Here is a 22,743-nt window from a genome sequence, read left to right as displayed (position 1 = left end):
CCTCACCTCGCTTAGTAGCCATCGTTGTTCGGAGCTTTGGCTGGTTTGTCTGGCTTGCCGTTGGGTTTATTACGCGGCAAGCGCTTGAGCTGCGCCTCGATTTGATCTGCATAGTCTTGGCGTTCGGCGTCGCTCATCGCTTCGACACGCTCCAACCAAAACACCTGTGCCGCTTGACGGCGATCAAAGGCAGCCTGCGCTTGCAATTCAAGACGCTCGGTCATCGCGCCTGCATCAAAAGGCGTGGCGCGCAGCATCGCCAGCATCTCTTGGAACTGGGCCCGCGCCTGGTCACGACCGATCCCTGATTTGCGGTGGTACTCGCGGATTGATTTGCCAATGGCGCGGCGATCCTCGTCGGGCAATGCCCGTGTGTAAGCCCCCATGAAGTCGCCACTGCGAGGTGGCTTAACGCCTTGACGATCCTTGCCAAACACTGCCCCTGCGACCAGCCCGACAACGATTAAGTTGGCTGCCAACGAAGCAAACAAAAGCACGCGTAGACTACGGCGCATCGGGGTTTTTGCTTGTGGTGTTTCGTCACTCATCCGCTCATCCTTCCCCAAGATCAAAACTAAAGTCACCGCCGAGATCAGACAGGTAGAATTCCGTGTCCCCTGACACAACGGCCTGCAACCCCTCGACCGTTAGGCTATCGGCGCCTGAAAACCCGATCCAGACGCTGGCCATGGTTGCAGCGACCAATCCGCCAGTGCCTTGCCAGCCGCCCAGCGTCGCAAACAGAGTGGCCAACAATCCACGCGACGGTACCGTCGCGGGCGATGCAGCCACTGGAGGCGCCTCTGGCTGCAAACGTTCTGCATCCGCCAAAACTCGCGCCATGAAATCTTCTGTCGGGGCCGGCGAGCTATCTGCCTTGGCCTCCGCAAAAAGATCGTCCAACAGATCATCCATATTCTGTTTTCCAGCCATTTTATCAGCCATCAGAATACCCCAATTCTTCTTTGCGCCCGGCCAATGCATTGGCAAGCGCGCGTTTTCCTCGTGCGGTCAGGCTTTCGACAGCTTCAACGCCGACTTCCATGATCTCTGCAATCTCGGGGTTACTCAACCCTTCTATGTGACGCAGAATAACCGCCTGTTTCTGCCGTTCTGGCAATGTGTTGAGCCCCGCCTGCAATGCATCAAGGCGCGATTTGTGTTGTATCTGCTCGACGGCGCTGGCCGCCTCGTCTTCTGGTTCCGGGATCGCGTCTAGATCGACACCCTTGGTTTTGCGCAGCCGGTCGGTACAAAGGTTGGCAACAACCCGGTACAGCCAAGTGGTGATTTTCGCCTCACCCTGCCGCCAATCTGGCGCGAGCTTCCAAAGACGGATCAACGCTTCTTGCGCCACATCTTCTGCTTCGCTGCGTTCCCCCAACATGCGATAGGCATGGCCCATCACCTTTGGCGTCAACCGCAAGGTCAATGCGCGGGCCGCCTCGGGATCACCATTGGCATAAAGAACCAATAGCGCCTCATCGCTTGCGTCTTGAAAGCTGTCTCGCGGCATATCCATCCCAGTTGGAGTAGCGGGTTGATGTCCCCACATCAATCAATTTGGGGGCGCTCCGTTTCCGATGCGCCCACCGAAGCTTTCAGATCAACCTTGGTCGTTTTCGCCTTTATCGCCGCGCTTGCCTTTGCGCTTGCCTTTCATCTCGGCGAATTCTTCCGCGGAAATCACGCCGTCGCCATTGTCATCAAGACGTTCAAACATCTTGTTTGCACGATCTTCATTGGGTTGCATTTCCGCTTGGCTCAACTCGCCATCGCCATTCTCATCGCGCTTTTCAATCATGCGCGCGATACGCTCTTCTTTGGCGCGTTCAGAGGCCGCAGCCAGTTCTTCAGCCGACAGATTGCCGTCACCATTGGTGTCCGCTTCATTAAAGCGCGCTGTCGCTTGCGCGGCGAGTTCCTCTTTGGTGACTTGGCCATCACCATTTAGATCAAGCTGTTCAAAGGTCATTCGCGGTCCACCTTTGCCGCCGTGGCCACCTTTCGCAGCGACAACGCCAGCGCTCAGCGCCAGAGCAAATGCGGTTACACCAGAGATCAATACTGCACGTTTCATAGTCAGGTTCCTTTTTTGCGTTTTTCCAAACCGGCTTGCTGCCCGTTTTCAGAAGGTCAAACGCTGGGCCATGCAGTTTCCGTCGCAAAAAAATTGGATTTTTTCGAAAAAATGCGAATGCGGTTTTGAATCGACGATTTTTCCCTCAATCCCCCTTGGATCTTTGCGACACGAGGACGCGGACGCGCTCATTTCCCTTTGAGCCTTGGATTTATGGCCCCAAGTTTGGTGCAAGTAAGAGGTACATTTGTCGGATTTCATCGCCAAAACAGATCAAAACACGCTCGCCCGCTCACTCTTTCGAGGATGGCGTCGTCGCTGCCCGAAATGCGGAAGCGGCCCAGCAATTATGCCGTTTCTAACGGTCCGCAGCCCATGTTCTGTATGTGGTGAACCTTTGTCGATCCGCCGCTATGGGCTATTTCCTGTGCTGTTCACTCTGCTTCTGGTCGCTCCTATTATGGGGCTGGCAATTTACGTGCTCCATTACAAATTACGTCCCGACGCTTTGACCTTGTTTTCGATCCTAGCTGTTGGCTGTGTCGCACTAACGCTCTACCTTTTACCTAGAATGAAGGGTGCGGTTCTTGCATTTGAATGGCGACAAGAAAATGCGATGAACGCATCAGATCCGGGGAGCAAGGGGCATGGACAAAACGGCAATTCGCGACGCGGCGACAGTGATTGTGCTGAGAGACAAAGCGACTGAGCCCAAAGTTTTGATGGGTCAACGCGGCTCCAAGGCCGCATTCATGCCTAACAAATTTGTCTTTCCCGGTGGCGCGGTAGACGCGGGCGATCATGCGGTCTCCCTTGCCTCTTCGCCGACCGGTCTAACTGCAGCGCGACTTGCCGAGGATTTGCGCCCAGAAACTGCAAGTACAATAACAACCGCCTTGTTTGCGGCGGCCATTCGTGAACTCTGGGAAGAAACTGGCCTAGTGCTCGGTGCCAAAGGCGATTGGGAACAGCCACCGGTCGAAGATTGGCATTCCTATGCTAAAACAGGGCATAAGCCGCATGCCGAAGGCTTAAGCTTTGTTTTTCGGGCCATAACGCCACCGGGTCGTCCCCGCCGGTTTGATGCGCGATTTTTCCTTGTAGATGCCGAAGATCTCAATTCTGATCCCGACGATTTTTCGCGGGCAAGCGATGAGCTCTCACACCTACAATGGGTGCCGCTTGCCAATGCTCGTGGTTTTGATCTGCCATTCATCACCGAAGTTGTTTTGGCCGAGATCCAAAATCGACTGCCAGACACCAGTCAGCGCCAAAGCGTTCCCTTTTTCTACAATACGGATGAAACAGAGCTCTTTACACGACTGCACGGTCGCGCACCAACCAAAGACGACCTAGGTGGCTAAAGCCTTTAAGACCAGAGAACCAAAACCATGATGCTTGTGGCGACGAGCGCCATACCTGCGATTTCGCGCTTCGTGATTTTCTCTTTAAAAAACAAGGTTGCAGCGGCGATGCCGAAGATAAGTTCGATCTGACCAACGGCCTTCACGTAAGCTGCGTTTTGCAATGTGAAGGCCGCAAACCAACAAAAAGAGCCCGCGAGGCTGGTAAGCCCAACGAAAACCGCTGTTTTCCAGGTGCTCAGGACACGGAGTATTTCAGGACGATCTCGGAAATAAAGCCACACACTCATGGCGATCATTTGCATCATGGTGACAGCTGCAAGGGTTACGATTGCGCGTTCAAATGGGTCCGCACTTGAGACAGTCAGACTGGCGGCGCGATAGGACACGCTGGACACGCCGAAAAACGCGCCAGCAGAAAGACCAAGGATCGCCGACGGGGTGAAAAGCCGCCTTAAAAAGGATCCCTCCACTTCGATCGGGCCCGAAAGCACCAAGACCCCAGCCAGACCGATGCACAGTGCAATTGAGCCAAATGCAGAAATCATATCTCCCAAGAATACCATGCCAATCAGCGCTGCCATCATGACCTCGGTTTTCTTTAGAGTGATCCCAACAGCAAAGTTTCTTCTCCCGAACAACATCACCGTAAACACGGTCGCCAAAATTTGCGCAGTGCCGCCAAGAGCACCATGGGCCCAAAAACCGATGGATAGATTGGGGACGCCCTTGCCGACAGTGTGTAAGTAGATCGCAGCAACACCCAGTGCGAGCGGCGCCGAATATAAAAACCGCGCAAATGTTGCCCCAGACGCGCTGAGTTTGATCTGGCTTAGTTGCTTTTGCAGCATGAAACGCACTGTTTGAAACAGCGCACCTGCCATAGACAAAAAGACCCAAAGTTCCATGGAAGCTCCAAAGTATACAAATGCAAACAAGCCAAATGCAAGCTATGTCAACGATTTTGAATTTTGGTGATGTTACCCTTGTCCCACATCGCCGCGTGCGACCGATACCGTTTTTAAGACCGCATAGATTGGCTCACCAACCCTAAGATCTAGCGCGTTGAGCGACCGCAAGGTGATACGGGACAGAAGCAGGTCATCTCCGCAACGGACTCGCACCAAAACGCCCTTTCCTGATTGATCAGGGTCCTTAGATATGTCGACAATCGTGCCAGAAAGAACATTCAGAGCGGAAATCTGCTCTGGCTTTTGACGACTGAGCATGACGTCTTGAGCACGGATGCGAACGCGCTGAAACGCACCAATGTCTGCGTTGGTTTTGGGGAGGAACAATCGCCCCCCTGCCGAAGCCAATTCAGTGACACCATCGGAATGATGCGCGTGCACCTTGGCAAACAATACAGCACCGAGATCCTCTGCTCCCATCCGTCCAGCGGCGTGCGGATGGGCAAAAACATCTCCGACCGGACCGAGAACACTCTGCTGACCCTGATCGATCACCAGCACCTGATTTGAAAGCCGCGCCACTTCACTGACCGAATGGCTTACATAAAGAATTGGCAAACGCGCCTCATCCCTAAGTCGTTCCAAATAAGGTAAAATCTCTTGACGCCGCATCTGATCTAAAGAAGCAAGCGGCTCATCAAGCAACAAGACTTCCGGTGCAGACAATAAGGCGCGACCAATGGCGACGCGCTGTTTCTCTCCGCCGCTCAGGGCAAAGGGGGAACGTCCAAGCAGTTGCTCTAGCCCCAACATGGAGACAATGCGATCGAAATCCGCGCGGTTTTCACCAATCTTGCGCGCGCGACGGCCAAAATTTAGGTTCGCCTTCACATCAAGATGCGGAAACAAGCGATGATCTTGAAACACGTAACCAACCTGCCGCTTTTGCGTGGGTAGATTGATCCGTCGGTCACTGTCAAAGAACGTCGCGCCGCGTGACGTGATGCACCCAGAATGGGGTAAGAACAGGCCGGCCACCGCATTGATGATCGTCGTTTTACCCGCGCCGGATGGGCCAAAAATGGCCGTTACACCTTCTGGAGCCTCGAGATCCACATCCAAGCGGAACGCGGGAAATGGGTGAGATATGCGAACCGAAAGCGTCATTGCCCCTGCATCCCCCGCACTTGCCGTCGGGCCAGCCATTCTGACGCCATCAGAGCACCCATCGCCAATAGGATGGATAGGACAACAAGTTTGATGACATCCCCTTCGCGGCCGGGAACTTGCAAGAACGCATAAATTGCGGATGGGACGGTTTGGGTCTCGCCCGGGATATTACTGACAAAGGTGATCGTCGCGCCGAACTCGCCCATTGCCTTGGCAAACCCCAATACGGAACCAGCAATGACCCCGGGCATGATCAGCGGCAAAGTCACGGTGCGAAACACAAAGAACCGGCCTCCTCCCAAAGTTGCTGCCGCTTCTTCAAGTTTGGGATCAACCGCTTCAATCGCCAAGCGTATGGCGCGCACAATGAGAGGAAAGGCCATCACTGCTGCCGCCAGTGCCGCACCGGTCCAACGAAAAGCGAATTCAATGCCAAATTGTTCAAGAAACTGGCCCACTCCAGACCGGCGCCCAAAACTCAGAAGCAAAAGATAACCCGTAACCACAGGGGGAAGAACGAGCGGCAAATGCACCAAACCATTCAGAACTTGTTTTCCAAAAAAATCTTTTCGGGCCAGAAGGTAAGCCACCCAAACCGCCAGCGGCAAACTGCATAGGGTCGCCAAGAGCGACACCCTTAGAGAGAGAAAAACCGCATACCAGCTTTCAGCGCTCAGGAAAGGATCAGCCATCATCTGCGCCCTTTGCAATGAAGCCGAACTCCGCAAAGACCAACTGCGCCTCTACAGACGTTAGATGCGTCATATAGGACATCGCGTCAGGCGCTTCCGATAGCAATGCGGTCTTATAGATGATCTCAGAATGCAGTTCTGAAGGCACCACATCCAAGACCCGGGCGTCAGTCGATTGCGCGTCGCTTTGATAGACCACCCCGTAGCCGACTTCTCCTAACTCCACGAGTGCCAAGGCCGCTCGCACGTTGTCAGTTTGCACAATATGCGGCGCGACACGCTCCCAAAGTGATAAGTTTTCAAAGGCTTGCTGTGCATAGATACCCGCAGGCACCGCATCAACAAAACCCACCGCCAAGTTCCGTCCCTCAAGTTTGTAGGGAAGGTCTTCTAAGGCCGTCTCTGACGCCTTACTTGACGCGACCAAAACCAGCCGGTTGCTCATAAGATCCGCACTCTGCAGCACCGAAACAAATTCATCGTCTTCCAAATACTGCACCCAATCGGTGCTCGCAGAAACAAACACATCCGCCGGTGCGCCTTGTGCAATCTGCCGGGCAAGAGTTGCGCTGCTGGCATAGGAAACACGCACATCGCCCTCAAACTCTGCATTCACCGCATCCAGCGCCCCACGCAGGCTTGCTGCGGCAAAGACGGTGACCTCCGCACGCGAAGGCGACGCAAAAAACACAAGGCAAATCAAAGCGATGAGACGCATTATGGGGCTCCAAAATCGACTGTACTATTGTCGATGTCTGGACCAGTGACAAGCCGTGCAACCAACATGCCTTTATCGCGCGCTGGCGAGCAGTCCTTCTACATCCAAATGAGTTTCTAGATGATCCGCGAGCGCATCGAGCGTGTCGTCGACAGTCTGGCTGTAAGAGGTGCCGCTTCCTTCACCGCCCAAAGAGGTCAAAAACGCACTGCGAAAGCCATCATCGGCAAACATACCGTGCAAATAGCTGCCCATAACCGCGCCATTCAAAGACACGGCCCCTTCATTGCGGCCATTGACCTGCGCAAAGGGGCGCTCACAATCGGCACCTTCCGTGCGGCCAATATGGATTTCATAGCCTGCGAAACTTTGCCCTGACGCCGTGTGAATCGCATTCGTCTCGGTCAAACGTTTGTCTGATGTCATGCGTGTCGTCACATCAAGAAACCCAAGCCCTTGCGTTTCCCCGGGCGCACCTTCAATACCCTCGGGATCACTGATGCTGGACCCAAGCATTTGATATCCGCCACAAATCCCCAACAGGGCACCGCCCCGCCTCAGATGCGCCTGCAGGTCCACATCCCATCCTTGGGCACGCAAAAAGGCCAAATCACCGCGGGTCGATTTACTTCCAGGGATGATCACCAAATCCGTATCTCCGGGGATCACCTGACCAGCACGCAGCATAGATAAGTGCACGCTGGGCTCCTGCGCCAGTGGATCAAGGTCATCAAAATTCGCAATGCGGGAAAGCCCAAGGCAAACGATCTTTAAGTCCCCACCCCGACCAGAATCTCGGCCAGAGCCCCGAATATCCAATGCATCCTCTGCTGGCAGCTTCCACGCGTCAGGAAAATGCGGCAAAACACCAAAACCCGGCCACCCGGTACGCTCTTCAATGAAGGCATATCCATCATCAAAAAGACTTGGATCACCGCGAAATTTGTTAACCAGAAAGCCGCGCACCATGGCAGCGTCTTCAGGATCAATCACGGCCTGCGTACCGACAAGCTGCGCGATCACCCCACCGCGATCAATGTCGCCAGCGAGGATTACAGGCGTATCGCTCGCCTGCGCAAACCCCATATTGGCGATATCGCCTTGCCGCAGGTTTACTTCCGCTGGACTGCCTGCCCCTTCCACAATCACCAGATCATGTTGCGATTTCAGAAGCTCAAAACTCTCCAAAACGCGCGTCATCAAAGTCGGTTTTAGCTTTGAATAATCCCGCGCTTTTGCAGTTGTGAGGCGCTTGCCTTGCACCACCACCTGAGCCCCTACATCGGTCTCAGGCTTCAACAGAACCGGGTTCATATGCACGGTCAAAGGCACGCGACACGCCAGAGCCTGAAGCGCCTGCGCGCGCCCGATCTCGCCGCCATCAGACGTCACCGCAGCGTTATTTGACATGTTCTGAGACTTAAACGGCGCAACAGAAAGGCCGCGGCGCACCGCAGCGCGACAGAGCCCCGCCACCAACATGGATTTTCCCACATTGGATCCGGTGCCTTGGATCATGATGGCCTTACTCAAATCAGTGCCCCGTCCATTATCTCGCGAAACCTCATGTTTCTTCTGGCCCAAATATCCTCGCCGAAGGCGTCATTGGCATCTAAACAAGCTGAAAAGTGTTAGAATTCCACACCCTTCTGCGCCTTGATGCCATCGCGGAACGGATGTTTCACCAAGGTCATCTCCGTCACCAGATCCGCCGCCTCAATCAGTTCTGGTTTCGCGTTCCGACCCGTCAAACAGACATGGGTCATATCTGGCTTCTCAGACAGCAGGAAATCAACGACCTCATCAATATCCAGATAGTCATTGCGCAGCGCGATATTGATCTCATCCAGCAGCACAAATCGATTGGTCTCATCACGGATCAGCTGCTTGGCCAATTCCCATCCTGCTTCGGCCTTTGCGATATCGCGATCCCGATCTTGGGTTTCCCAGGTGAAGCCCTCGCCAGAAACGTAGAATTTACATTCATCAGCAAAATGGGTTTCCAAAAAGTCTCGTTCGCCCGTCGCCCAAGCGCCTTTGATGAACTGCACAACGGCGCAAGGCATGCCGTGAGAAATGCACCGCATGATCATGCCAAATCCGGAAGAAGACTTGCCCTTACCGGGACCTGTATGGACCATGATCAGGCCCTTTTCTTCGGTCTTTGTGGCCATCAGCTTGTCCCGCGCGGCCTTAATCTTCTTCATTTTCTCTGCATGGCGCGCGTTTTGATCTGATTTGTCAGCCACGTCACAATCCTCCAAGCTTGACTCACCTTGCGCCATGGCGCATGTGCATTCCGTTGGTTCCTGTTCTTAGAGCAGGTGAAAAGGGAATGCGATAAGGATTGCGACATATCTGAAACGCAGCCGCCCCCGCGACCGTGACCGGAGAGGGTCTGGACGCCACTGGCCAAGTGCCGGGAAGGCCCAGATTCACCAGAGATGATTTGATCATCTCTGATATCCGTAAGCCGGGAGACCTGCCAGCAAGGAAAGACATGTAACCGGACGGGGTGTTCCGGTGTCGGGACATTGGGCGTCAGGAAACCGACCGCCCGCCCCGTACCAACGCCCCGCCCATTGATGGGAGAGGCATCTTGTCCAAAGATGAAACGCCAGATCAAGCACCAGAGGCAACTCTGGAACTCGCGCCGGTCGAGCTATTGGTTTGCGCCACTTGCCGCTCGAGCGTACAGGAACAAACCGACCCAGAGGCCGCACGCCCCGGCGCGCTGTTAAGCGCAGCGCTTTCGGAAAAGGCCTGGCCTGACCACGTGACTTTGCGCGAAGTGGAATGCCTTTCAAATTGCACCAGCGGTTGTTCCGTTGCCATACGAGGCGGGGCAGATCGTTGGACCTATGTCTACGGTAATTTTGATGGGGCCAATGACGCGGATGTTCTGCACGAAGGCGCGGTGAAATACGCATCCACCCCCGATGGTGTCGTTCCGTGGCGAGAACGCCCCGTCCATTTCCGCAAAAACTGCATAGCGCGGGTCCCACCGCTCAATTTGCCAGACTAATTTCCGCCGAAGTAACGCAAGATCGAGAGGCGCCGATGAGCAACCTTGAAAAACTACCCGTCACCGTCATCACTGGCTTTTTGGGAGCCGGGAAAACGACACTTGTGCGCCATCTCATGCAGAACCCGCAAGGCAAGCGATTGGCCGTTGTAGTGAACGAATTTGGCGATGTGGGTGTGGATGGTGAGATTCTGAAGTCCTGCGCCATCCCTGAATGCCCGGCTGAAAACATCATGGAACTGGCAAATGGTTGCATCTGCTGCACCGTTGCCGATGACTTCATTCCGACAATCGAAGCGCTCATGGCGCTGGAGCCGCGCCCCGAGCATATCATTATCGAGACCTCCGGCTTGGCATTGCCAAAACCGTTGCTGAAGGCGTTTGATTGGCCAGATATCCGCTCCAAAATCACGGTGGATGGCGTGATTGCGTTGGCGGATGCTGAGGCGGTCGCAGATGGTCGTTTCGCTACCGATGTGGCCAAAGTAGACGCCCAGCGCGAGGCAGATGACAGCTTGGATCACGAAACACCGCTTTCGGAAGTGTTCGAAGACCAAATTGCCTGTGCAGACATCATTCTGCTGACCAAACCGGATTTGGCAGGCCCAGATGGGGTCCAAAGAGCCAAAGCAGTGATCGCAGAAGAATCCCCACGCTCTATCCCGGTCGTCGAAGTGGCCGAAGGCGCGGTTGATCCGCGTGTGGTTCTGGGCCTAGAGGCGGCTGCCGAAGATGATATCGATGCGCGCCCATCCCATCATGAAAGCCACCATCATCACCATGATCACGACCATCATCACGGACATGATCACGACCACCACCATGACCACGATCATGATGATTTCCACAGCGTTATTATTGAGCTCCCGGAACAGACAGATGCTGCAGATTTTGCTGCGCGCGTGGAACGTCTTGCAAAAGAACAAAACATTTTGCGCGTAAAAGGGTATGCTGCGGTAGAAGGCAAACCGATGCGCTTGCTGGTTCAGGCGGTTGGAACACGGGTACGCCATCAATTTGACCGCCCTTGGCAGCCCGACGAGAACCGTCAGGGCAGAGTGGTGGTCATTGCGGAACAAGCAAACGTCAACCTTGATGCGATCCGCTCTGTTTTGATCGACTGAAGGAGCTGAAGACCAGCGATGCATGTCGTCTTTCGTGAAAGCCACGGGTTAGAGGAAAGCGAAACCCCAATGGACCTGGGCCAAAGCCCGGCGGACTTGGTGGTATTGTCTTTTTCTGACAGCGACCTCGGCGCATTCGCGGCGGGCTGGCATCGCGCGAATGGCGACCTGCCAACCCTGCGACTGGCCAATATCACGGCGCTGAAACACCCTCTCTCGGTCGATACCTATGTTGAGCAGACCCTTGAGGGGGCAAAAGCGATCCTCGTGCGCTTGATCGGGGGTATTCCTTATTGGTCCTACGGTATTCAACAGCTGCAAGATTTAGCGAGACGCAACGGCGTTGCGCTCGCTGTTTTGCCTGCAGATGGACGCCCTGACAGTCGTTTGGTTGAGGTCTCGACCTTACCCAAGTCCACCTTGGATCGTCTCACCCATCTCTGCGACACTGGCGGAGCGGTTGCGGCGCAGGCCGCACTTGCGCAATTGTCATTGGCGGCGGGGCTTTATGCCAAACCGGTTCCGGGGACAAAAAACGTACCAAACCATGGCGCATGGCGGCCTGACATCGGTATCTGCGCTGCCGAACGACAAAGCGACAAGCCCCTGATCGTGCTGAGTTTTTACCGTTCCTATCTAACGGCTGCCGACATGGCCCCGATAGAAGCGCTCTCTGCAGAATTTGAGACCCGTGGTTTTGAGGTGATCGGCCTGTTCGCTCCAACGCTCAAGCAACCGGACGCCGCGGCTTGGATTGCACAAATGCTACAAGAGCTGCGCCCAGCGGCCATCGTGAACGCCACCGCTTTTTCCGGCAAAGGCATGGACGGCACCTCTCCGCTTGATGCGACTGACGCGCCCGTCTTCCAAATGGCTCTGGCCACCAGCCGCAAAAAGGCATGGGCTGAAGCAGAACGAGGGCTGGCACCGGCGGATCTGGCGATGCATGTGGTTTTGCCCGAAGTAGATGGTCGCTTGTTTTCGGGCATCGCCAGCTTCAAAGAACCGGGCAAGAAAGACCCGCACCTTGAATATTCCCGCTTTGGCCATCGCCCCCATGCGGACCGGATCTGTGCGATCGCCGACAAGGTCGAGCAATGGGTGCGCCTCGAGCAAACCCCAATGGCAGACAAAAAACTCGCCATGGTGCTGTCCACCTATCCCGGTCAGGATTGGAACATGGCCCATGCGGTCGGTTTGGACGCCTTGGCCAGCGCCGAGGCAATCGCGGGTGACCTAACGGAGGCAGGTGCCAAGATTGATGCTGGCCCTGCCCTCAGCGAAGCTTTGGCTGATGCCGAGTTTTCTTGGCCGCTCGCTGAATACAGGGAAGCGTTGAAATCCCTGCCACAATCATTGCAAGAAGACCTTGCGAAGGTTTGGGGTGATCCCACCGAGGACCCCAGCTTTGAAAATGGCACATTCCGTTTCAAAGCCACCCAGCGCGGCAATCTGTTGATTGCTTTGCAACCTGAACGCGGTGCAGATGATCAACGCGCGGACGAATACCACGATCTCGCCCGCACCCCGCGCCACAGCTATGTGGCCTTCTACCTGTGGCTCCGCCAGCACTTTACGGCCCATGCACTGATCCATGTGGGTGCCCATGGCACATTGGAATGGTTGCCAGGTAAATCCGTTGCCCTCTCTGACGAATGCTGGCCTGAGGTCCTCACGGGTCACCTGCCGGTCGTATACCCCTTCATCGTGAACGACCCCGGTGAAGCCGCCCAAGCCAAACGGCGCATTGGCGCTGTGACCTTGGGTCACGTGCCCCCACCGCTGAAAGAGAGCGCTGCGCCACAACGGTTTGCTATCCTAGAAAACCTGCTGGACGAGTTCTCAAACGCCGATGGTCTGGATCCAAAGCGCCGTGATCGGCTGCAGGACAATATTCGCACCGAAGCGGATGCGCTTGGCTTGTCAGACCAACTTGGGTTGAGCGAAGCCACGTGTTTGGCCGAGGCCATCACCCGGATCGACACCTTCGTCTGTGACATCAAAGAAAGCCAATTTGGCGATGGCCTCCATGTCTATGGTCGTCGTCCAGACAACCAAACCGCCTTTGATGCAAGTACCTCAGCGGATGCCGAACGCGACGCCCTGATCCGTGCGCTAAGTGGCAAACGCATTGAAGCGGGGCCATCCGGCTCTCCTTACCGCGGTCGCACCGATGTTCTGCCGACTGGACGCAACCTGTTCACCACCGATCCGCGCAGCGTTCCGACGCGTTCAGCCTATGCTCAAGGTGTGAAACTCGCCGAAGAACTGGTGCGCAAACACCTTCAGGACGAAGGCGATTACCCAAAGAACCTGATCGTGGATCTGTGGGGTTCTGCCACCATGCGCACTGCCGGCGAAGAATTCGCCATGGCCTTGCACCTGTTAGGAGCCAAACCGGTATGGGATGAAGGCTCTGAGCGGGTCTCTGGCGTTGAAATCCTGCCCATTGCCATGCTGGATCGTCCACGTTTGGACGTCACCTTGCGGGTCTCTGGTCTCTTCCGTGATGTTTTCCCAACCCTCTCGGCTCTCTTCTCCCAAGCGGTGCGCGCCCTATCAGAGCGCGATGAGGCCGCAGATTGGAACCCGTTTGTTGGCGACCCGCCTGCCCCGCGCGTTTACGGACCAGCCCCAGGCAGCTACGGTTTGGGAATGGGGCACCTGACTGAATATGGTGAAGACGCCCGTGCGCAAGCCGGTGCGGCGTGGCTATCGGCCTCAAGCTGGGCGCTGGACAAAGATCAGCCACACCAAGACAAAGAAGGCATTCAAGACCGCGTCGCCGCAGCTGATAGTTTTGTGCATCTGCAAGATATGCCAGAAACCGATATTCTTCTGGCGGTGGATTACGCGAGCCACGAAGCAGGCTTTAAGGCGGCGCAGTCGATTACCGGCGGCGATGCAGCGCTCTACCACTTGGACGCAACCAATCCTGAAAAGCCCCGTGCGCGCACATTGGATGAAGAGGTTGCGCGCGTCGTTCATGCCCGCGCCACCAACCCGGATTGGCTTGCAGGCATGATGCGTCACGGGTTCCGCGGTGGCGCAGAAATTGCTGCTACGCTTGAGCATTTGGCTGCCTTCGCACACCTAGCTGATGCAGTTCACCCTGCCCTGTTTGATGCTTATCACGAGGCCACTTTAGGCAATGAAGCAATCGTAGATTTCTTAGCCGAAAATAACCCGCAGGCGCTTGCAGCCATGCGTGACCGTTTTGCGGCCCTGCATGAAGCAGGCCTATGGCAGACCCGGCGGAACTCGATCCTCGTTGAGCTGGAGCGCAGCGCATGAGCCAAATCGCCCAACGCCCTGACGCAAAAGGCTGGTGCCCCGGTGCCTATCGCCCAATGATGTCCGGCGATGGGCTAGTGGTTCGGGTGCGGCCCACATTGGCGCGACTGACTGCAGATCAGACTTTTGGCTTGTGTGATTTGGCAGAGCGACATGGCTCTGGCGTCATAGACCTCACAAACCGCGCCAATCTTCAAATTCGCGGGGTGCGGCCAGAAAATCATGAGGCGCTTCTGAGCGACTTACAATCGTTGGGGCTGCTGCCCGATGACCCAGATTTGGAGGCAAGACGCAATGTTCTTGTGCCGCCAGACTGGGTAGACGGAGACGCGACTTCCACGATCACACGTGAATTGATCCAAAGACTGGATGAGCTCCCCCTTCTGCCAGAGAAGTTTGGTTTTGCGATTGACGCTGGAACCGCACCAATGTTGGCCAACCAATCCGGCGACCTGCGCATAGAACGCACCGTCGACGGGTTAATTGCCAGAGCTGATGGTTTGAAACGCGGCCTTCCTGTGACGGTGGAAACCGCTGTCGATCAGCTCATTGAAATGGCACATTGGTTTATCGCGTCCGGCGGTTTTGACGCGAAACGCATGGCCCGTCATTTGACGTCGGTAAAGGCACCTAATGACTGGCAACAAGCTGCGCCCCGCCAAGAACGCGCTAGACCGGTCATCGGCCAGCACCCGAACGGCGCGGTATATGGCGTGGCATTCGGTCAGATGATTGCGCAGGATCTGCGCGCGCTCCTAAACGCGTCCGGCTGCAAAGCGCTGCGCGTGACCCCTTGGCGGCTGATCCTCACCGAAGACGCAGCGCCAGTCGCGAGCAATACCTTTATCACCGACCAAAATGATCCCCTCTTACGCATCGACGCTTGTTCAGGCGCTAAAGGGTGCCCTGCCGGCGAGTTTGACACCCGCATGCTCGCGCGCGAGCTGGCTGGCCTAACCGAAGGAAGCTTGCATGTGAGCGGCTGCGCCAAAGGCTGTGCCCGCCCCCGTGCTGCAGACGTCACGTTGGTGGGTCGCGATGGAAAAATCGATCTTGTCCAAAACGGCCTCCCATGGGATGAGCCAATGGCCCGCGCGCTTGCCGCAAGCGAATTAAAAGACCGCATCGGAGACTTATGATGCCCTATGATTATGAAAAGAATGGCCAAGCCATTTATGATGAAAGCTTCGCCACCATTCGCCGCGAAGCAGAGCTTTCAGGGTTTGACCAAGACGAAGAACAAGTGGTTGTGCGCATGATCCATGCTGCGGGCATGGTTGGGCTTGAGAAGTTTGTAAAATTCACCCCGGGCATGGTGGCCGCCGCACGCAATGCGATGGAGAATGGAGCCCCCATTTTCTGCGATGCGCGTATGGTTTCAGGCGGTGTGACCCGTCCGCGTCTGCCTGCCAACAATGACGTGATCTGTACCTTGCATGCGGATGGTATCCACGAGCTGGCAAAAGAGATGGGCAACACCCGCTCTGCCGCCGCTTTGGAACATTGGCGAGATCGTCTTGGCGGCTCGATTGTGGCGATCGGCAACGCCCCAACCGCGCTTTTTCATTTGCTGAATATGCTTGAAGATCCAGATTGCCCACGTCCGGCTGCGATCATAGGTTGCCCAGTGGGCTTCGTCGGCGCACGCGAAAGCAAAGACGCGCTTTGGCAAGATCAGCCAGTGCCGTGCATGATCGTCGAAGGTCGCCTTGGCGGCTCAGCCATGACCGTCGCAGCGATTAATGCCATCGCCAGCCGGAAGGAATAAATCCATGAGCGGTACTATTTACGGCATCGGCCTTGGCCCCGGCGATCCAGACTTGATGAGCGTGAAAACGCATCGATTGCTGACCAATGCGAAGCATGTCGCTTTCTTCCGGAAAGCGGGCCGCAAAGGACAGGCACGCAGCATCGTTGACGGTATGATCCCTGAAGATGCCGTTGAATTCGCAATGGAATATCCGGTCACGACAGAGATCCCTTTGACCGATCCTCGCTATAATGAAATCCTGTCTGGTTTCTACGAAGAGGTCACCTCTCACCTGATAGACCTAGCCAAATCCGGCGAAGATGTCGTCGTGCTTTGTGAGGGCGATCCATTCTTTTATGGCTCTTTCATGCACATCTACACCCGTGTGAAAGATCACGTGCCTACAGAAGTCGTCCCCGCCATCACCGGCATGTCGGGCGCTTGGACCGCGACTGGTGCGCCGATCACATGGGGCGATGATGTTCTGACCGTGCTGATGGGCACATTGGATGAGGACAAACTCGTCAGTCATATCGCCGCCACCGATGCACTGGTGATCATGAAGATTGGAACCAATTTCGAGAAAGTCATTCGCGCCTTGAAGGCGGGTGGTAAGTTTGATGATGCCTACCTGGTGCAATTTGCGACCATGGCGAAGCAGACCTGCATGAAGCTGTCGGAAGTGACCGAAAAAGTCACGCCTTACTTCTCGATTATTGTCGTGCATGGCCAAGGGCGCAGGCCATGACCGGGTCCGTGACCATCGTTGGAATTGGCCCCGGCGATGACAATCTGATTACGCCCGAAGTGCAGGCGGCCATTGATCAAGCCACGGATGTTGTGGGCTATATTCCCTATGTCGAACGGATCACCGCACGCGAGGGGTTGACGAAACATGCGTCCGACAACCGCGTGGAGATTGATCGCTCTCGGCACGCCTTAGAGATGGCGAGCGAAGGCAAAAAAGTCGTCGTCGTGTCGTCCGGAGATCCCGGCGTGTTTGCTATGGCCGCTGCGGTTCTTGAAGCCGTGGAACACGGCGAACCGGATTGGCGAAATTTAGACATTCAAGTCCTGCCAGGCATTACGGCGATGCTGGCCGCATCCGCCGCCTGCGGTGCCCCTCTTGGGCATGATTTTTGTGCCATCAACCTTTCGGACAATATGAAACCGTGGGAACTCATTGAAAAACGCCTCCGGCTTGCGGCCGAGGCCGATTTTGCAATGGCCTTCTATAACCCACGCTCCAAATCCCGCCCGGAAGGGTTTGGAAAAGCTGTAAAAACCTTACAGGAGGCCTGCAGCGACAATCGTCCGATGATTTTTGCCCGCAATGTAAGCCGGCCGGATCAAACCATTCGTATTGTGCCTTTGCCAGACGTAACAGAGGACATGGCGGACATGCGGACCGTCGTGCTTTTGGGTTCATCAACAACACGCATTATCGAACGGGATGGCGCTCCACTGATTTATACACCCAGATCGGTTGCTGGATGATCAGACACCCACTCCAAAATCTCGGCGGGCGTCGCGCATTCGGGCCGGATAGGCAGTTCGGGGCGATCAATCATGATGACCGGCAAACCCAACGCCCTTGCGGCGTGAAGCTTCGCAATGGCGCCGGTACCGCCAGCATTTTTGCAGACGACCACGTCCACCGCATGGGCTTTGAAAAGCGCTGTGTCGTTGGCCACATCAAACGGGCCTCGAGCGACGGTCACCGTGTGGCTGGGCAAAGCTGGCGGTGCTTCGGGCTGATCGACCAGTCGCAGAATGTAGTGGTGTTGCGGTTGCGCAGCGAAGGCGTCCATGTGCAATCGACCCAGCGCCAACATGACCCGCTTTGGCGGGCCTTCCAGCGCAGCGATCGCGACGTCGATATCGGGTACAGATTGCCAGTTGTCTCCGGTCTGAGGCTGCCAAGCTGGTCGCGTCAGCGCCGCCAATCGTGCACCCGTCATCTCGCAAGCTTTAGCCGCATTCCAACTCATCTGCGCAGCAAATGGATGCGTCGCGTCGATCACATGGGTCACCGCGTTGTCATGAATGTAGCGCGCCAGCCCGTCGGGGCCACCGAACCCACCGGTCCGGGTCGGGAGTGGCTGGGGTTTTGGGTTGTCCACACGCCCCGCGTAGCTGAAAGTCGCCTGCAAACCGCGCTCCGCAACCAGCCGCGCCAAAGCGCTGGCTTCCGTTGTGCCACCCAAAATCAGGAGGTGTTGCGTCATGGCTGATCCCGTTTCTCACCCGTGGTTGACCATCGTCGGTCTGGGCGAAGATGGCGCAGATGGCTTGCCGCCCGCAAGCCTGAAGGCGCTGGAAAACGCAAAAATCATCATGGGGGCGAAACGTCATCTTGGCTTATTGCCAGATGTCGATGCGGAATTGGTGGAATGGCCTGTGCCCTTCGCCGATGGGATTTCTGTTTTGCAGGGATTTAAGGGGCAAGAGACAGTCGTGCTCGCGTCAGGAGATCCGTTTTGGCACGGGGCGGGCGGCGCTCTTTTGGATATTTTTGACCAAAAAGAAGTTAAGGTTTTGCCCGGTGTCAGCAGCTTGTCTTTGGCCGCTGCACGACTGGGCTGGCCTTTAGAAAAGACGCCTTGTTTGGGGCTTCATGCAGCGCCTTTTGAGCGGCTGCGGCCGCTCTTGGCAGAGGGGCGGCGCGTGTTTTGTACCGTCCGCGACGGAGATGCGGTAAAAGCGTTGGGTGCTTGGCTCGATGAAGCTGGGTTTGGCAGCTCGTTGGTTCATATCCTCGAAGCTCTTGGCGGGCCTAGGGAACGGGTGCGCGTTGTGCGCACTTCCCATATCCCAGATGACATACAGCATCCCGTATTGGTCGGGCTGGATGTCCGCGGTGATGGGCAAACACTGCCTTTTGCAAGTGGCCGACCAGATGCATTCTTTGGCAATGACGGCCAGATCACCAAATCGCCGATCCGAGCGATGACCCTTTCAGCCCTAGCGCCAACATTTGGCGAGCATTTGTGGGATATTGGCGGCGGCTCAGGCTCAATCGGCATCGAATGGTGCCTGGCAGACGCGTCATTGTCAGCGACCATATTTGAAATTGATCGAGAACGTTCTAAACGCATCGAGACCAACGCCCATTCGCTGGGAGTTTCTGTCAACGTCGTGACCGGACCTGCCCCGGAAACACTGCGTGATCAACGCGCACCGGACGTGGTTTTCATCGGCGGAGGCATATCCGCTCAGATGCTTGATTGGATTTGGACGAACGTCTCTGAAGGCAAACGCCTTGTCGCAAACGGGGTGACCTTGGAAGCGGAAGCTTTATTGGCGGCTTGGCATCGCGAAAAAGGTGGAAAGCTCTTGCGAATTGACTTGAGCGAAGCCGCACCTCTTGGCAGTAAGCGCGGCTGGAAGGCAAACTATCCAATTGTGCAATGGAGCGTCACCCTATGATTATCGCTGGTTTTGGGTTTCGTGGGGAAGCCACTTTAGACAGCCTGCGGGATGCCTATGAGCGTCTTGGTGGTGGAGCGGATGCGCTGGCGGTTCCAAACGACAAAGCTGGCGCTCTTTGTATAAAGCAGTTGGCAGCGGAAACGTCCCTGCAACTGATAAGAGTTTCTGCCGAGGCACTGCAAAACACCGAAACCGAAACGCAGGCGGAGCGCGTGATTGAAGCGCGCGGGACGGGCAGCGTTGCGGAAGCATGTGCACTGGCAGCCGCGGGCACGGATGCTCGATTGATCGCTGCACGGCATATATCGACCGACCGAATGGCCACCTGCGCCTTGGCAGAAGGAAATGACCAATGACCGTGCACTTTATCGGTGCAGGACCAGGCGCGGCGGACCTGATTACGCTTCGTGGACGCGATCTGATCGCCTCTTGTCCGGTGTGCTTATATGCGGGCTCTTTGGTGCCCGACGAAATCCTATCCCATTGCCCGGAAGGGGCGCGGATCGTGAATACTGCGCCGCTGGATTTGGATGCCATCGTGACCGAATGCAAAGCCGCTGCCGAGGCAGGCCATGACGTGGCACGTATCCATTCGGGTGACTTGTCGGTTTGGTCGGCCATGGGCGAACAAATTCGCCGCCTGCGCGCAGAAGGCATTGACGTCTCTGTCACACCGGGTGTTCCGAGCTTTGCCGCAGCCGCGGCTGCGCTTGAAAGCGAACTGACCCTGCCAGGCCTTACCCAATCGGTGGTTTTGACCCGCACGCCAGGGCGTGCGTCGTCAATGCCGGACGGCGAAACATTAGCGAATTTTGCAGCCACGGGCGCGACCTTGGCGATCCATCTTTCCATCGGAAACTTGGATAATGTCGCGAACGAGCTGACCCCATATTATGGCGCTGAATGCCCTGTCGCCGTAGTGTATCGCGCTTCCTGGCCTGACCAGGAAATCATTCGCACGACGCTCGCCACGCTTCCCAAAGACGTCCCCGATCATGTGACGCGCACTGCGTTGATCCTCGTTGGCCCCGCCCTGGCGGCGCAGGGGTTTGAGGAAAGCGCCCTTTATTCAACAGATTACGACCGCCGCTACAGACCCCAAAGCGCTGAGAGCCCGTGGTCCAGCTGGAGACATGGCGATGATTGATAACGCGAAGACGAATGCACCCGGTATCTTAATTTCTGCGCCCTCTTCGGGCACCGGCAAGACCACAGTCATGCTGGGTCTTTTGCGCGCATTGGCGGAAGATGGGCTGAATGTGCAGCCCTTCAAATCTGGCCCTGACTACATTGACCCAGCCTTTCACCGGGCGGCAGCGGGTCGGCCCTCGTTCAATCTAGACACATGGGCTATGCGTCCCGAATTGGTAGGCGGAATTTCCCAGCAATCAAATGGCGCAGATATCATCGTCGCGGAAGGGTCCATGGGCCTATTTGATGGCGTTGCAACCAAGGGCGAAAGTGGCTTTGGCTCCTCGGCAGAGACCGCTCTGACCATGGGCTGGCCCGTTGTGTTGGTCATCGATGTGGGCGGCCAAGCGCAATCAGCTGCGGCGACGGCGCTGGGATTTAAGGCCTACAATCCAGAGCTGCCCTTCGCGGGCGTCATCCTCAATCGCTGTGCAAGTCCGCGCCACGAGCGGCTAACCCGCCTTGGCATGGAAAAGGCAGGTGTTAAGGTGCTTGGCGTCTTGCCCCGTCGCGGAGATCTGGCCCTGCCTGAGAGGCATTTGGGCCTGATCCAAGCGGTAGAACATCCGGATCTAGAAGCGGCGATCGCGGGCTATGCGGCCTTCTTGCGCGAAAACGTTGATTTGGAAGCTATCAAAGCAGCCGCCGCGGCTGGACCAAGTTTGACGGGTGCATTGCCACAGCCGCCGGCGCAAAAAATTGCCATGGCGCAAGATGCGGCGTTTAGTTTTACGTACCCACATTTGGTGGAAGGATGGCGCGCAGCGGGCGCAGAGATTGCGCCCTTCTCTCCACTGGCGGATGAAGCGCCTGCGCATGACGCAGATCTTGTGTGGTTACCGGGCGGATATCCGGAACTCCACGCTGGTAAGATCGCAGCGGCGACAAATTTCCGTAACGCAGTGCGCAAACACGCAGAAACAAAACCCGTCCACGGGGAATGCGGTGGCTACATGGCCCTTGGCGAAACACTGATCGACAAAGAGGGCATTCGTCACCAAATGCTTGGACTACTCGGTCTAGTCACCTCCTATGAAAAAAGAAAATTCCACCTTGGATACCGGCAGGCAACATTGAACGCACGAATGCTTGGCTATGAGGCCGGCGCGCGTCTTCGCGGCCATGAATTCCACTACTCGACCATTTTGGAAGAACCAGATGCGCCATTGGCGCAAGTTGGCGATGCAGACGGCAATCCTGTGCCGGAAACCGGCTCTGTGAAGGGCCAAGTGACAGGCACGTTCTTCCATCTGATTGCAGAGGCGACGTCATGAGCGGATTTGTCAGCTTCGTCAGCTCGGGACCGGGCGATCCAGAGCTTTTGACGGTGAAGGCCGTCGATCGGTTGAAAAAAGCCGACGCCATTCTGTTTGATGACCTGAGTTCCGGACCCATTTTGGAGCATGCGGGACCAGAGGCCGATTTGGTGGGCGTTGGCAAACGCGCTGGCCGGCCATCGCCGAAACAAAACCATGTGAGCCAGTTGCTTGTGGACTATGCCAAAACGGGTGCCCATGTGGTGCGGCTAAAGTCCGGAGATAGCGGCATTTTCGGCCGTCTTGAGGAAGAGCTGGACGCGCTGAAAGAGGCTGGAATTTCTTATGAAATTATCCCCGGCGTCACGTCCGCATGCGCAGCGGCTGCGGCGGCTGGCATACCTTTGACCCGTCGTTTGGTGGCGCGCCGTGTCCAGTTTGTCACCGGCCATGATGTGGCGGGAGCCCTGCCCGGTGATTTGAACCTGCAGTCCCTCGCCGACCCGGGCGCGACCACCGTCTTGTTTATGCCCAAACGCACCTTCCCGGAACTGGCTGAGAAACTGTTTGAGACCGGTCTGCGGCGTGACTGCCCTGCCCTTTTGGCGGAAAATGTAACTCACTCAGACCAGACGCTCACCCGAACAACGATGGAAGAGCTGGCGGCGCAGCTGCGTGAAGAGGTTTCCCCTGCGGCGGGCCTAATTCTCTTTGGCGAATTGGCGGAGACGTAAGC

25 protein-coding genes and 1 riboswitch are annotated in these 22,743 nt (G+C 56.3%); of the genes, 14 read left to right on the top strand and 11 right to left on the bottom strand.

Annotated features, from left to right (window positions below):
- Positions 1-11: 11 nt before the first annotated feature.
- The 4 genes from TA5113_RS08660 to TA5113_RS08645 all read right to left on the bottom strand — a co-directional run bounded on the left by TA5113_RS08660 (position 12) and on the right by TA5113_RS08645 (position 2,080).
- On the bottom strand, positions 12-548 hold the full coding sequence (locus tag TA5113_RS08660) for a periplasmic heavy metal sensor (RefSeq protein WP_058314650.1): 537 nt from the start codon (positions 546-548) through the stop codon (positions 12-14).
- Positions 549-552: 4 nt separating this feature from the next.
- Positions 553-945: a hypothetical protein gene (locus tag TA5113_RS08655; protein ID WP_058314649.1), complete on the bottom strand. Its 393-nt coding sequence runs from the start codon at positions 943-945 to the stop codon at positions 553-555.
- Positions 938-1,522 (bottom strand): RNA polymerase sigma factor, encoded by a 585-nt coding sequence (locus TA5113_RS08650; protein ID WP_058314648.1) that lies wholly within the window; start codon positions 1,520-1,522, stop codon positions 938-940. The genes TA5113_RS08655 and TA5113_RS08650 overlap by 8 nt, the downstream gene beginning before the upstream one ends.
- A gap of 84 nt (positions 1,523-1,606) precedes the next feature.
- The gene (locus tag TA5113_RS08645) at positions 1,607-2,080 is read right to left on the bottom strand and encodes an EF-hand domain-containing protein (RefSeq protein WP_058314647.1); all 474 of its coding nucleotides are present in this window, start codon (positions 2,078-2,080) and stop codon (positions 1,607-1,609) included.
- Between the two features lie 349 nt (positions 2,081-2,429).
- Between TA5113_RS08645 and TA5113_RS16650 the strand changes: the two genes are divergently transcribed.
- A complete protein-coding gene (locus TA5113_RS16650; RefSeq protein WP_082625846.1) occupies positions 2,430-2,789 on the top strand; it encodes a DUF983 domain-containing protein in 360 nt (119 codons plus the stop codon).
- Positions 2,728-3,444, top strand: a complete 717-nt coding sequence (locus tag TA5113_RS08640) for an NUDIX hydrolase (protein ID WP_058314646.1) — start codon at positions 2,728-2,730, stop codon at positions 3,442-3,444. Before TA5113_RS16650 ends, TA5113_RS08640 begins: the two co-directional genes overlap by 62 nt.
- A gap of 5 nt (positions 3,445-3,449) precedes the next feature.
- Here the strand turns inward: TA5113_RS08640 and TA5113_RS08635 are convergent, their stop codons facing one another.
- From TA5113_RS08635 to cobO, 6 genes are all read right to left on the bottom strand, one after another.
- Positions 3,450-4,352 carry an EamA family transporter gene (locus TA5113_RS08635; RefSeq protein ID WP_058314645.1) on the bottom strand — a complete coding sequence of 301 codons (903 nt, stop codon included), beginning with the start codon at positions 4,350-4,352 and terminating at the stop codon, positions 3,450-3,452.
- A 72-nt stretch (positions 4,353-4,424) separates the two neighbouring features.
- Positions 4,425-5,561 carry a molybdenum ABC transporter ATP-binding protein gene (modC, locus tag TA5113_RS08630; RefSeq protein ID WP_306338164.1) on the bottom strand — a complete coding sequence of 379 codons (1,137 nt, stop codon included), beginning with the start codon at positions 5,559-5,561 and terminating at the stop codon, positions 4,425-4,427.
- On the bottom strand, positions 5,519-6,220 hold the full coding sequence (gene modB, locus TA5113_RS08625; protein ID WP_370736438.1) for a molybdate ABC transporter permease subunit: 702 nt from the start codon (positions 6,218-6,220) through the stop codon (positions 5,519-5,521). The genes modC and modB overlap by 43 nt, the downstream gene beginning before the upstream one ends.
- On the bottom strand, positions 6,210-6,935 hold the full coding sequence (gene modA / locus TA5113_RS08620) for a molybdate ABC transporter substrate-binding protein (RefSeq protein ID WP_058314643.1): 726 nt from the start codon (positions 6,933-6,935) through the stop codon (positions 6,210-6,212). The genes modB and modA overlap by 11 nt, the downstream gene beginning before the upstream one ends.
- 72 nt (positions 6,936-7,007) lie before the next feature.
- A complete protein-coding gene (locus TA5113_RS08615; protein ID WP_058314642.1) occupies positions 7,008-8,468 on the bottom strand; it encodes a cobyric acid synthase in 1,461 nt (486 codons plus the stop codon).
- A 98-nt stretch (positions 8,469-8,566) separates the two neighbouring features.
- Complete coding sequence (gene cobO / locus TA5113_RS08610; protein ID WP_370736437.1) at positions 8,567-9,184, bottom strand: cob(I)yrinic acid a,c-diamide adenosyltransferase; 618 nt, start codon at positions 9,182-9,184, stop codon at positions 8,567-8,569.
- Positions 9,185-9,223: 39 nt separating this feature from the next.
- Positions 9,224-9,439, top strand: a riboswitch (cobalamin riboswitch).
- 95 nt (positions 9,440-9,534) lie between these two features.
- Here cobO and TA5113_RS08605 point away from each other — a divergent pair.
- The 7 genes from TA5113_RS08605 to cobJ are packed head-to-tail and all read left to right on the top strand — an operon-like array spanning position 9,535 to position 17,625.
- A complete protein-coding gene (locus tag TA5113_RS08605) occupies positions 9,535-9,960 on the top strand; it encodes a DUF1636 family protein (RefSeq protein WP_245627140.1) in 426 nt (141 codons plus the stop codon).
- A gap of 35 nt (positions 9,961-9,995) precedes the next feature.
- Entirely contained in the window at positions 9,996-11,084 is a 1,089-nt protein-coding gene (gene cobW / locus TA5113_RS08600; RefSeq protein WP_058314640.1) for a cobalamin biosynthesis protein CobW, read from the top strand.
- A gap of 18 nt (positions 11,085-11,102) precedes the next feature.
- Positions 11,103-14,378 (top strand): cobaltochelatase subunit CobN, encoded by a 3,276-nt coding sequence (gene cobN / locus TA5113_RS08595; protein ID WP_058314639.1) that lies wholly within the window; start codon positions 11,103-11,105, stop codon positions 14,376-14,378.
- A complete protein-coding gene (gene cobG, locus TA5113_RS08590) occupies positions 14,375-15,517 on the top strand; it encodes a precorrin-3B synthase (protein WP_058314638.1) in 1,143 nt (380 codons plus the stop codon). The genes cobN and cobG overlap by 4 nt, the downstream gene beginning before the upstream one ends.
- Positions 15,517-16,146, top strand: coding sequence for a precorrin-8X methylmutase (locus tag TA5113_RS08585; protein ID WP_058314748.1), 630 nt, complete (start codon positions 15,517-15,519; stop codon positions 16,144-16,146). The genes cobG and TA5113_RS08585 overlap by 1 nt, the downstream gene beginning before the upstream one ends.
- 4 nt (positions 16,147-16,150) lie before the next feature.
- The gene (locus tag TA5113_RS08580) at positions 16,151-16,876 is read left to right on the top strand and encodes a precorrin-2 C(20)-methyltransferase (RefSeq protein ID WP_058314637.1); all 726 of its coding nucleotides are present in this window, start codon (positions 16,151-16,153) and stop codon (positions 16,874-16,876) included.
- Positions 16,873-17,625 carry a precorrin-3B C(17)-methyltransferase gene (gene cobJ / locus TA5113_RS08575; RefSeq protein WP_058314636.1) on the top strand — a complete coding sequence of 251 codons (753 nt, stop codon included), beginning with the start codon at positions 16,873-16,875 and terminating at the stop codon, positions 17,623-17,625. The genes TA5113_RS08580 and cobJ overlap by 4 nt, the downstream gene beginning before the upstream one ends.
- On the opposite strand, the gene TA5113_RS08570 is transcribed toward cobJ, so the two are convergent.
- Positions 17,598-18,356 carry a cobalt-precorrin-6A reductase gene (locus TA5113_RS08570; protein ID WP_058314635.1) on the bottom strand — a complete coding sequence of 253 codons (759 nt, stop codon included), beginning with the start codon at positions 18,354-18,356 and terminating at the stop codon, positions 17,598-17,600. The genes cobJ and TA5113_RS08570 overlap by 28 nt on opposite strands.
- Here TA5113_RS08570 and TA5113_RS08565 point away from each other — a divergent pair.
- The 5 genes from TA5113_RS08565 to cobA are packed head-to-tail and all read left to right on the top strand — an operon-like array spanning position 18,355 to position 22,741.
- Positions 18,355-19,557: a bifunctional cobalt-precorrin-7 (C(5))-methyltransferase/cobalt-precorrin-6B (C(15))-methyltransferase gene (locus TA5113_RS08565; protein WP_058314634.1), complete on the top strand. Its 1,203-nt coding sequence runs from the start codon at positions 18,355-18,357 to the stop codon at positions 19,555-19,557. The genes TA5113_RS08570 and TA5113_RS08565 overlap by 2 nt on opposite strands.
- A complete protein-coding gene (locus tag TA5113_RS08560) occupies positions 19,554-19,916 on the top strand; it encodes a cobalamin biosynthesis protein (RefSeq protein WP_058316678.1) in 363 nt (120 codons plus the stop codon). The genes TA5113_RS08565 and TA5113_RS08560 overlap by 4 nt, the downstream gene beginning before the upstream one ends.
- Positions 19,913-20,707 (top strand): precorrin-4 C(11)-methyltransferase, encoded by a 795-nt coding sequence (gene cobM / locus TA5113_RS08555; RefSeq protein ID WP_058314632.1) that lies wholly within the window; start codon positions 19,913-19,915, stop codon positions 20,705-20,707. Before TA5113_RS08560 ends, cobM begins: the two co-directional genes overlap by 4 nt.
- Positions 20,700-22,025, top strand: coding sequence for a cobyrinic acid a,c-diamide synthase CobB (locus TA5113_RS08550; RefSeq protein ID WP_058314747.1), 1,326 nt, complete (start codon positions 20,700-20,702; stop codon positions 22,023-22,025). Before cobM ends, TA5113_RS08550 begins: the two co-directional genes overlap by 8 nt.
- A complete protein-coding gene (gene cobA, locus TA5113_RS08545) occupies positions 22,022-22,741 on the top strand; it encodes a uroporphyrinogen-III C-methyltransferase (protein WP_058314631.1) in 720 nt (239 codons plus the stop codon). Before TA5113_RS08550 ends, cobA begins: the two co-directional genes overlap by 4 nt.
- Positions 22,742-22,743: the final 2 nt, after the last annotated feature.

The organism is Cognatishimia activa (genome assembly GCF_001458335.1).
In the GTDB taxonomy this organism is placed as follows: Bacteria; Pseudomonadota; Alphaproteobacteria; order Rhodobacterales; family Rhodobacteraceae; genus Cognatishimia; species Cognatishimia activa.
Note: the sequence above shows the minus strand (reverse complement) of the source record. Positions and strands in the feature narration are given on the sequence as shown.

Coding starts and splice junctions, on each gene's coding strand:
- TA5113_RS08645 (WP_058314647.1), bottom strand. CDS start 2,080: ATGAAACGTGCAGTATTGATCTCTGGTGTAACCGCATTTGCTCTGGCG.
- cobM (WP_058314632.1), top strand. CDS start 19,913: ATGACCGTGCACTTTATCGGTGCAGGACCAGGCGCGGCGGACCTGATT.
- TA5113_RS08635 (WP_058314645.1), bottom strand. CDS start 4,352: ATGGAACTTTGGGTCTTTTTGTCTATGGCAGGTGCGCTGTTTCAAACA.
- cobN (WP_058314639.1), top strand. CDS start 11,103: ATGCATGTCGTCTTTCGTGAAAGCCACGGGTTAGAGGAAAGCGAAACC.
- TA5113_RS08650 (WP_058314648.1), bottom strand. CDS start 1,522: ATGGATATGCCGCGAGACAGCTTTCAAGACGCAAGCGATGAGGCGCTA.
- TA5113_RS08655 (WP_058314649.1), bottom strand. CDS start 945: ATGGCTGATAAAATGGCTGGAAAACAGAATATGGATGATCTGTTGGAC.
- modB (WP_370736438.1), bottom strand. CDS start 6,220: ATGATGGCTGATCCTTTCCTGAGCGCTGAAAGCTGGTATGCGGTTTTT.
- TA5113_RS08640 (WP_058314646.1), top strand. CDS start 2,728: ATGGACAAAACGGCAATTCGCGACGCGGCGACAGTGATTGTGCTGAGA.
- TA5113_RS08570 (WP_058314635.1), bottom strand. CDS start 18,356: ATGACGCAACACCTCCTGATTTTGGGTGGCACAACGGAAGCCAGCGCT.
- cobA (WP_058314631.1), top strand. CDS start 22,022: ATGAGCGGATTTGTCAGCTTCGTCAGCTCGGGACCGGGCGATCCAGAG.
- TA5113_RS08565 (WP_058314634.1), top strand. CDS start 18,355: ATGGCTGATCCCGTTTCTCACCCGTGGTTGACCATCGTCGGTCTGGGC.
- TA5113_RS08550 (WP_058314747.1), top strand. CDS start 20,700: ATGATTGATAACGCGAAGACGAATGCACCCGGTATCTTAATTTCTGCG.
- modC (WP_306338164.1), bottom strand. CDS start 5,561: ATGGCTGGCCCGACGGCAAGTGCGGGGGATGCAGGGGCAATGACGCTT.
- TA5113_RS08560 (WP_058316678.1), top strand. CDS start 19,554: ATGATTATCGCTGGTTTTGGGTTTCGTGGGGAAGCCACTTTAGACAGC.
- cobJ (WP_058314636.1), top strand. CDS start 16,873: ATGACCGGGTCCGTGACCATCGTTGGAATTGGCCCCGGCGATGACAAT.
- cobW (WP_058314640.1), top strand. CDS start 9,996: ATGAGCAACCTTGAAAAACTACCCGTCACCGTCATCACTGGCTTTTTG.
- TA5113_RS08580 (WP_058314637.1), top strand. CDS start 16,151: ATGAGCGGTACTATTTACGGCATCGGCCTTGGCCCCGGCGATCCAGAC.
- cobG (WP_058314638.1), top strand. CDS start 14,375: ATGAGCCAAATCGCCCAACGCCCTGACGCAAAAGGCTGGTGCCCCGGT.
- TA5113_RS16650 (WP_082625846.1), top strand. CDS start 2,430: ATGCCGTTTCTAACGGTCCGCAGCCCATGTTCTGTATGTGGTGAACCT.
- TA5113_RS08660 (WP_058314650.1), bottom strand. CDS start 548: ATGAGTGACGAAACACCACAAGCAAAAACCCCGATGCGCCGTAGTCTA.
- modA (WP_058314643.1), bottom strand. CDS start 6,935: ATGCGTCTCATCGCTTTGATTTGCCTTGTGTTTTTTGCGTCGCCTTCG.
- TA5113_RS08585 (WP_058314748.1), top strand. CDS start 15,517: ATGCCCTATGATTATGAAAAGAATGGCCAAGCCATTTATGATGAAAGC.